Here is a 7,360-nt window from a genome sequence, read left to right as displayed (position 1 = left end):
GTCCTGTCCCGGCCGCGATCGCCCGCCAGAGAGCCCATTTTGCCGCAGAGGGCCGGCGCATGCGGGCCAAGCGCGGACTCTAGACGTCAAAATAGAAAAACCGTCAATCTTTCGGGTCTGGTTCACTAAGTGTTGACCCGCGATCAGTAGCGTCAAATCTGTTTCGGCGATTGGAGATACGGCAATGCGATTCCGTCAATTCTGCGGATTTTGCCTTGGACTTCTCGGGACCTGGTTCATGTGGCAGGTCGGCGTCGGGCTTGCCTATTTCATCCATTCGACGGTTCATCTCACCATTTCCGGAGCCATTATGGAGCCGGATGTCATGCTCCGCATCACGTCCGCAATGGCCGCGTTCCTTGCCGGACTGGCCGCGCTGACCGAGCGCCGCGGCGGGGCCTGGCTCGCAGGCATTTCGACCTTCATGTTCGCCTGCGTCGCCTTCGGTCTGATCCAGGGGCGCCACGATATTTCCGTCTGGCGGGACGACTATATCTATCTTTCCATACTCACCATTCTCTTCCTCGCCCTTATGGTTCTGCGCCGCGAGACGGTCGAGGACGAGGCCCCGGAATATGATACGGCTGAGTTTTCCTGAGGGTTACGCGCCGCTCTGACACTTCGACGCCTTGCCTTAACGGCCAATTCCGAAAAGGATGCGCACGCTCGACTGAGCGGGAGGATTTGTCATGTGGATCAGGCGTCTGGCCGGACTGGTTGGCATCGTCGTCGCAGCCTGGATGCTGTGGGAGACGATCAACCCCGTAATGCGCCAGATCTCCTTTGGCTCTGACCTTGCCACCGAACTGCTCAGTCCCCCGACCACGCTGATGCGCTTCATCGCGACCCCGCTGATGATTGTCGGCGGCCTTCTGGCTGTGCTGGCCGTGCGCGGCGGGGCGTGGGCTTTCTCGATTGGAGCGCTGTTGTTTGCGGCGATGACAGGTCTGATGGCGGTGTCGGCAGATTACACGCTTTGGCGCGATGAAGCCGTGCTTGCCCCCTTCCTTCTGGTGATCTCCGGCGTCCTGATATTCTGTCACAGGAAATGAGGCCGAAGCTGCATTGATTTCGCTGCGTCAGTGCTTAGGTTCGCGGCGACTTTATCACTCAAACCGTTTGAGGCGGAAATTCCATGGCAGACACCTATGACGTCGTCATTATCGGGGGCGGCCCCGGCGGCTATAATTGCGCGATCCGCGCTGGCCAGCTCGGCCTCAAGACCGCAATCATCGAGAAGCGCGGCAAGCTTGGCGGTACCTGCCTGAATGTTGGCTGCATTCCGTCCAAGGCGCTGCTGCATGCGTCTGAACTGTTCGCCGCGGCCAAGAATGATTTTGCGGGTTTGGGCATCAAGACCGGCAAGGTCGAGCTCGATCTCAAAGCCATGATGGGCCAGAAGAATGAGGCCGTCGACGGCCTGACCCAGGGCGTCGAATTCCTGATGAAGAAGAACAAGGTCGACTACATCAAGGGCTTTGGAAAGATCACCGGCCCGGGCAAGGTCGATGTCGACGGCAAGACGCTCAATACGAAGAATATCGTCATCGCAACCGGCTCCGAGCCATCCACCCTGCCGAACATCGAGATCGATGAGGAACGCGTCGTCACCAATACCGGCGCGATCGCGCTGAAAGAGGTGCCGAAGAAGCTGATCCTGATCGGCGCAGGGGTGATCGGGCTTGAGCTTGGCTCGGTCTGGTCGCGGCTCGGATCTGAAGTAACAGTTGTCGAATATCTCGACCGGATCATGCCGGGCGCGGACAATGAGGTCGCCAAGGAAGCCCAGCGGGTCTTCAAGAAGCAGGGTCTAGACTTCCGTCTCGGCATGAGAGTGACCGGCGTCGAGAAGATGAAGACAAAGCTCAAACTCTTCATGGAGCCGGCCAAGGGCGGCGATGAGGAAGTGCTCGAAGCCGACGCCGTGATCGTTGCTGTCGGGCGCCGCCCCTACACCGAAGGTCTCGGCCTTGAGAAGGTGGGCGGCAAGACGGACAAGCGCGGCGTCATCGAGGTCACCGATCACTTCAAGGTGGCCGATGGCGTCTGGGCGGTTGGCGATTGTATCCCCGGCCCGATGCTCGCCCACCAGGCTGAGGATGATGGCGCAGCCGTCGCCGAGCTGATCGCCGGCAAGGCCGGCCATGTCGACTATAATCTCGTTCCCTCGGTCGTTTACACCAATCCCGAGATCGCCTGGGTCGGCAAGACCGAAGAGCAACTCAAGGAAGAAGGCGTCGAGTACAAGAAGGGCAAATTCCCCTTCCAGGCCAATTCCCGCGCGCGGACCAATCATGAGACGACCGGTTTTGTGAAAGTCCTCGCAGACGCCAAGACTGACCGCATCCTCGGCGCCCACATGATGGGTGTCGGCGTTGGCGAAATGATCCACGAGATCTGCGTCGCCATGGAGTTCGGGGCGGCTTCTGAAGATGTCGCCCGCACCTGCCACGCCCACCCGACCATGTCCGAAGCGGTCCGCCAGGCCGCCATGGGCGTCGAGGGCTGGACGATGCAGATGTAGGCTGGGGCCTGCCGAGAGGGTGGACCGTGCGGCTTCATCCTTCGACAGGCTCAGGATGAGGTTGCCCGGTTTGGCCGGGTTCGCGATTGGGATAACGCCGGCAAGGCATCATAATCGCCGCGGATCAGCGCTTCTTTCTTCGCGCGTGACCAGCCTTTGATCTGCCGTTCGAACGCGATAGCCTCAACGATTATTTCAAACGGTGCGGCGAAGACCAGTCTGACCGGCAGGCGCTTGGCGGTGTAGGCATTCTTATGTTTTTTACTGTTGTGTTCGGCGATCCGGGTGGCGATGTCCGCCCCGCGATAACTACCTGTGTAATAGGAATGATCAGCGCACTCGACGATATAAACCCAGCTTGCTGGTCCTGAATCTCTCACCGCACTCTCCTCGCACCTCCTCATCCTGAGCCTGTCGAAGGATGAAGCGTCCAGACGGAACGAGCAATAATACTCTAATCCCGTCAGGGGCGGATAAAAAAAGAGCCGGGCAGTTTCCTGCCCGGCTTTTACGTTTCTCAGACAAGTAAAGACTAGCTTGTCTTCTCTTCCTCGGCTGCCTCTTCGGCGGGAGCGTCTTCAGCCGGTGCTTCAGCTTCGGCTTCGGCCTCAGCCTCGGCAGGCGCTTCTTCTTCAGCAGGTGCGTTCTTGGCTTCTTCGGCGGCCTTCTTGGCTTCGGCTTCAGCTTCCTTCTTGGCAGCTTCCTTTTCAGCCTTCTCCTCGATGCGTTCTTTCGCCTTCGTGCCTGGCTCGCCCTTGTTCGGGTTGTTGCCATGTTCCCAGGTGACGATCGGTTTGCCGTCCACTTCGATCTGGCTCAGGAAGCGGGCGACGCGTTCGGTCGGCTGAGCGCCTTTGGCGACCCAGTCGGCAGCTTTCTCGCCATCGATCTGGACACGGTTTTCGCTGTCCTTGGGCTGGCGCGGATCATAGGTGCCGATCTTCTCGATGTAACGGCCGTCGCGCGGGGCGCGGCTGTCAGCAACGACAACGCGGTAGAAGGGACGTTTCTTGGACCCGCCCCGGGCGAGTCTGATTTTCAGGGCCATGGTGTATCTCCTTAAGTGTCTTATGGCGTCTTGTTCAGAAGTCCGCTCTTCCCGGCGAAAGCCGGGATCTCTTCCAGCGATCCCCGTGCTTGCGGCACGAGGTCCCGGCATTCGCCGGGATGAGCGGTGAAGGACGTCGAGAGGATCATGACTGGTCCCCCCGGATTTTCTCGTGGTGGCGAATGACTTCGGCCACGATGAAATTGAGGAATTTCTCTGCGAAAGCCGGGTCGAGGCCGCTCTCGTCTGCCAGCTGGCGCAGCCGCTCGATCTGGCGCGCCTCGCGGGCCTTGTCGGCTGGCGGCATGTCATTCTTGGCCTTCAGCACGCCGACCTGCTGGGTCAGCTTGAAGCGTTCGGCCAGCGTGTGCAGCAGGATCGCATCCATATTGTCTATGCTGGAGCGAAGACGTTCGAGTTCGGGCAGGGCGGACGTCATTGGAAATGATCTCCAACCAGGTCTCTTGTGTATTCAAGCTCTGGTTCCTCGATCTGTGAAGCATCGTCACCAATTCGAAATTCGATGGGAAGCAGAGTGTTGGCCCGACCAATTTCTGCACGTGTCCCTGTGAAGTGGAAGCGATGTCCGGCAAAGGAGAGTTCCGCAGCACTGCGAAACCATCGCGTGATATTCTCTTTGCCCTCTTCCGGCAGCAATAGACCTTCAAGTTCAGGATCATCATCGAAGGCAATATTGCAGGCTGACGCTTGCGGAACTGGTATCCCGTTTGGCGGGATATCACCCCGCACCACACACTTAGCTTCGATAGCCACTGTCAGCAGCATGGGCGAGTAGGCGATGCCGCACTGTCTGACCAATGTGACGTCTGGCTCCAGTAAGAACTCTATATCGCGGCACGTGATGCCTTCTGCGGTTGGCGGCAGTTCAAAAGGGCCGGCATCGGTCGACGTGAGTTCGTTTGTTTGCGCAGCCGCCACAAAAGGCGTCTGCCAAATCGCGAGGAGGAGAACCCCTACAGCAGAGCGGAGAGCAATACTCACTTCTTATTCCCCCCGCCAAGGCCGGGAAGGCCGCCCGGAGGCATGCCGCCGCCCATACCGGGCATGCCGCCCTTGCCCATCTTGGCGATGTCGCTTGGGGAAACACCCGCGCCGCCGAGCGCATTCATCATGCCTTTCATGCCGCCCTTGCCGAGCTTCTTCATCATGTCGGCCATCTGGCGGTGCATCTTCAGCACCTTGTTGACGTCCTGAACGGAGACACCGGCGCCAGCGGCAACGCGCTTGCGGCGCGAGGCATTGAGCAGGGCCGGCTTGGCGCGTTCCTTCTTGGTCATGGAAGAGATGATCGCTTCCTGACGCTTCAGCACGCTGTCATCCATATTGGCCGCTTCCATGGCCTGCTTGGCTTTCTTCGCGCCGGGCAGCATGCCCATGATGCCGCCGAGGCCGCCCATTTTCTGCATCTGCTTGAGCTGATCGGCGAGATCATTCAGGTCGAACTCGCCCTTGCGCATCTTCTTGGCCATGCGCTCGGCTTTTTCGACGTCGAGCTGGTCGCCGGCCTTCTCGACGAGAGAGACGATGTCGCCCTGTCCGAGGATGCGTCCGGCCACGCGCTTGGCCTCAAACGCGTCGAGGCCGTCGAGCTTTTCGCCCGTGCCGAGGAATTTGATTGGCAGTCCGGTGACGGCGCGCATAGACAGCGCTGCGCCGCCGCGGCCATCGCCGTCCATACGCGTGAGGACGAGGCCCGTCAGCGGCAGGCGCTCATGGAAGCGGCGGGCCGTCTCAACCGCGTCCTGACCGGTGAGCGCGTCAGCGACGAGAAGCGTCTCTTTCGGCTGGGCGATCTTCGCGATCTCGGCCGCTTCGGCCATCATCTGTTCGTCGATGGAGGTCCGGCCAGCGGTATCGAGGAAGACCACATCATGACCGCCAAGCTTGGCCGCCTGCAGCGCACGGCGCGCAATCTCCGCCGGCATCTGGCCTTCAACGATCGGGAGCGAGGTGACGCTGCCGCCGACCTGTTTGGCGAGAATGGCGAGCTGTTCCATCGCGGCCGGGCGGCGCACGTCCAGCGAGGCGAGGAGGACTTTCTTTTTGTCGCGTTCGGAGAGGCGCTTGGCGATCTTCGCCGTCGTCGTCGTCTTACCAGAGCCCTGGAGGCCGGCCATCATGATGACCGATGGCGGGTTGTCGACGCGAAGGCCGGTGTCTGCGTTCTCGCCGCCGAGCATGTCGACCAGGCCATCATGGACGATCTTCACGACCTGCTGGCCGGGCTTCACCGAGCGGATGACCTCTTCGCCGACCGCGCGTTCCTTGATCTTGCCGATAAACTCCTTGACGACGGGAAGCGCGACGTCGGCTTCCAGAAGCGCCACGCGGATCTCGCGAAGCGCAGACGTGACGTCTTTCTCCGACAGGGCGCCGCGCCCGGTCAGTCCGTCAAATATGCCGCCGAGGCGATCTGTCAGCGCGTCAAACATCGCGATACTCCTTGCTCATCTGCCAATAGGTGACAGGTAAGCGCTCCATGGCTTTCGCGCAAAGCATGAGAGCCCCGCTGAGCGAAACTTCGCCGGGCGGGGGCTTCGCCGGGCTCCTGTCCGTTGAGGTTCCCCGCTCTCCTTCGGATCGCGATGGAACGGGCTCAAGGCTGCTGTCCCGGAAAAGCGCGCTTCATGTTTTGCGCGGAATTTGAGCCGCCTAAAGCACGCCCTGCGGGCAAAATCAAGCGCCGGGCACCGGTACAAGCTCATCGATACGCGCCGACAACACGCTGACGGCAGCGACAATCTCTTCGCCGATCAGCGACAGGATGACGAGGTCGGCCCAGCTGCCATCAGCAAACCGGGAATGCTGGCGCAGCAGGCCCTCACGGGTCGCGCCCAGCTTTTCGACACTGGCGATGGCGCGTTCATTGCGCGTCGAGAGGAGCCACTCGACCCGCCTTGCCCGCCAGCCGAGAGAGCGGCGCAACATGAGCAGCTGGATATGGTCTATCATGCCCGTGCCGCGATAGGGCTGGTCAATCCAGGTATAGCCGATCCGGGTGCGCCGGTGCAGGCGGTTGGGCACGAGAAAGGCAGCGAGGCCGATCAGATTGCCGCTGGACTTCTCAACCGCTGCCATGCCCTGTCCGGTCCCGAGCTGGGCCATGCGCAGCGTGTGGTCGAAATAGGCTTCGAAACTCGTCCCCGACGCGATCAGCGGCATCGAGGTCCACATAAAGTCGATCGCGGCGCTCTTCTTCAGCGGCTCGCGATGCCCCTCACCCAGCGGCTCAAGCCGGATGCGCGATGTCTCCAAACCAGGGGCGCCGAGTTCCATCCGCTAAATGTGTGACGGCGGGTGTGCGGATCAATCCCCGCTGCAGGCTTGCGCGGAAAAAAAGATCAGGCGTCATCACTTCTTTTTTTGAGGCCAAACTCGCAAACCGGAGCACCGTCATCAGCGGGCCGTTCTCCGCCTGACAGATCCGTGGCGGGATATTATTTTCGCATTGATTTCGGCAAAGCGCTTGAAATCACCCCTCGATCAATCAGCTTTATAACAATAGATAATACAATAAATTGGTTCGATGCACCTCCCGACCCTGAGACAGCTTCAATTTCTGTGCGCGCTGGCCGAGGAGAAATCCTTTTCCCGCGCCGCCGAGGTCTGCAATGTGACGCAGCCGACCCTGTCGTCTGCGATCAAGGAAATCGAAGCCATCCTGGGGGTCCAGCTGGTCGAGCGCGAAGCGCGTGGCGCCTCAATGACCCGGGCCGGCGAAGCCACTGTCGAGCGGGCCCGCGCCATATTGTCGAACGCCGCGGATC

The 7,360-nt window shown here is 60.5% G+C and carries 11 protein-coding genes; 4 read left to right on the top strand and 7 right to left on the bottom strand.

Annotated features, from left to right (window positions below):
* The first annotated feature begins 184 nt into the window (after positions 1-184).
* The 3 genes from WA989_RS05725 (at position 185) to lpdA (ending at position 2,524) form a co-directional block, all read left to right on the top strand.
* The gene (locus tag WA989_RS05725) at positions 185-598 is read left to right on the top strand and encodes a hypothetical protein (protein WP_424339546.1); all 414 of its coding nucleotides are present in this window, start codon (positions 185-187) and stop codon (positions 596-598) included.
* Between the two features lie 91 nt (positions 599-689).
* Positions 690-1,052, top strand: coding sequence for a hypothetical protein (locus WA989_RS05720; RefSeq protein WP_424339545.1), 363 nt, complete (start codon positions 690-692; stop codon positions 1,050-1,052).
* Between the two features lie 83 nt (positions 1,053-1,135).
* Positions 1,136-2,524, top strand: a complete 1,389-nt coding sequence (gene lpdA, locus WA989_RS05715; RefSeq protein ID WP_424339544.1) for a dihydrolipoyl dehydrogenase — start codon at positions 1,136-1,138, stop codon at positions 2,522-2,524.
* 50 nt (positions 2,525-2,574) lie between these two features.
* On the opposite strand, the gene WA989_RS05710 is transcribed toward lpdA, so the two are convergent.
* From WA989_RS05710 to WA989_RS05680, 7 genes are all read right to left on the bottom strand, one after another.
* A complete protein-coding gene (locus WA989_RS05710) occupies positions 2,575-2,904 on the bottom strand; it encodes a GIY-YIG nuclease family protein (protein ID WP_424339543.1) in 330 nt (109 codons plus the stop codon).
* A gap of 152 nt (positions 2,905-3,056) precedes the next feature.
* Positions 3,057-3,572: a 30S ribosomal protein S16 gene (rpsP, locus tag WA989_RS05705; protein ID WP_424339542.1), complete on the bottom strand. Its 516-nt coding sequence runs from the start codon at positions 3,570-3,572 to the stop codon at positions 3,057-3,059.
* 20 nt (positions 3,573-3,592) lie between these two features.
* Positions 3,593-3,721, bottom strand: a complete 129-nt coding sequence (locus WA989_RS05700) for a hypothetical protein (RefSeq protein WP_424339541.1) — start codon at positions 3,719-3,721, stop codon at positions 3,593-3,595.
* Positions 3,718-4,011: a chorismate mutase gene (locus tag WA989_RS05695; RefSeq protein WP_424339540.1), complete on the bottom strand. Its 294-nt coding sequence runs from the start codon at positions 4,009-4,011 to the stop codon at positions 3,718-3,720. The genes WA989_RS05700 and WA989_RS05695 overlap by 4 nt, the downstream gene beginning before the upstream one ends.
* Positions 4,008-4,574 carry a hypothetical protein gene (locus WA989_RS05690; RefSeq protein ID WP_424339539.1) on the bottom strand — a complete coding sequence of 189 codons (567 nt, stop codon included), beginning with the start codon at positions 4,572-4,574 and terminating at the stop codon, positions 4,008-4,010. The genes WA989_RS05695 and WA989_RS05690 overlap by 4 nt, the downstream gene beginning before the upstream one ends.
* Positions 4,571-6,025 carry a signal recognition particle protein gene (gene ffh, locus WA989_RS05685; protein ID WP_424339538.1) on the bottom strand — a complete coding sequence of 485 codons (1,455 nt, stop codon included), beginning with the start codon at positions 6,023-6,025 and terminating at the stop codon, positions 4,571-4,573. The genes WA989_RS05690 and ffh overlap by 4 nt, the downstream gene beginning before the upstream one ends.
* 244 nt (positions 6,026-6,269) lie before the next feature.
* Positions 6,270-6,848 carry a GNAT family N-acetyltransferase gene (locus WA989_RS05680; protein WP_424339537.1) on the bottom strand — a complete coding sequence of 193 codons (579 nt, stop codon included), beginning with the start codon at positions 6,846-6,848 and terminating at the stop codon, positions 6,270-6,272.
* A gap of 271 nt (positions 6,849-7,119) precedes the next feature.
* On the opposite strand from WA989_RS05680, the gene WA989_RS05675 reads away from it, so the two are divergent.
* Positions 7,120-7,360 (top strand): LysR family transcriptional regulator (locus WA989_RS05675; protein WP_424339536.1); only part of this gene is annotated, 241 nt, incomplete at its 3' end.

This window comes from Henriciella sp., from assembly GCF_049649345.1.
In the GTDB taxonomy this organism is placed as follows: domain Bacteria; phylum Pseudomonadota; class Alphaproteobacteria; order Caulobacterales; family Hyphomonadaceae; genus Henriciella.
Note: the sequence above shows the minus strand (reverse complement) of the source record. Positions and strands in the feature narration are given on the sequence as shown.